Source organism: Vibrio sp. OPT46 (genome assembly GCF_015163535.1).
GTDB classification, from domain to species: Bacteria; Pseudomonadota; Gammaproteobacteria; order Enterobacterales; family Vibrionaceae; genus Vibrio; species Vibrio alginolyticus.
Genome location: NZ_JADDYG010000131.1, coordinates 1 through 403, shown reverse-complemented (window position 1 = coordinate 403; position 403 = coordinate 1). Strand labels below are relative to the sequence as shown.

1 protein-coding gene is annotated in these 403 nt (G+C 34.0%); it reads right to left on the bottom strand.

Features of this window, described 5'->3' with window-relative positions:
• Positions 1-43: 43 nt before the first annotated feature.
• Complete coding sequence (locus IQR33_RS05790) at positions 44-196, bottom strand: hypothetical protein (protein ID WP_005375418.1); 153 nt, start codon at positions 194-196, stop codon at positions 44-46.
• Between the last annotated feature and the right edge of the window lie 207 nt (positions 197-403).

Sequence of the window (403 nt, the reverse complement as noted above, 5' to 3'; positions counted from 1 at the left end):
TACGAACTTTAAGCCAGTTAAAAATAAGAATGAGCAAATTTAATTATGCTTTCTTAAGATCTTTAGCTGGGTAAGTTAGTGTTTTTTCGCCTGCTTTTACATGTGTGTAAAAACCGCCACTGCTTAAACCTGTAACAACCATTTCGCCAAGATCGATACCTTTAGTCGCTACTACTACGTCACCGATTGAAAACATATTGAATACCTTGTTTGTTTAGATTAAGACACTAAGTCGTTGCGCGGTATTTAATACGATATTAGGCAAAGCACCTAATCGAGTTTTTTATCGTAAAGATTAATTTATATTTGTCGTGAACTCTAAGTTTCCACATTGAAAATCACAGGATATTTTCCAAAAAAAGATGCGCGATTCTTGTGAAATACGGTAATATTTTCTAGCATC

What these genes read in the sequence shown, in the direction of transcription:
- IQR33_RS05790 (WP_005375418.1), bottom strand. Translation starts at nt 196, where the DNA reads ATGTTTTCAATCGGTGACGTAGTAGTAGCGACTAAAGGTATCGATCTT.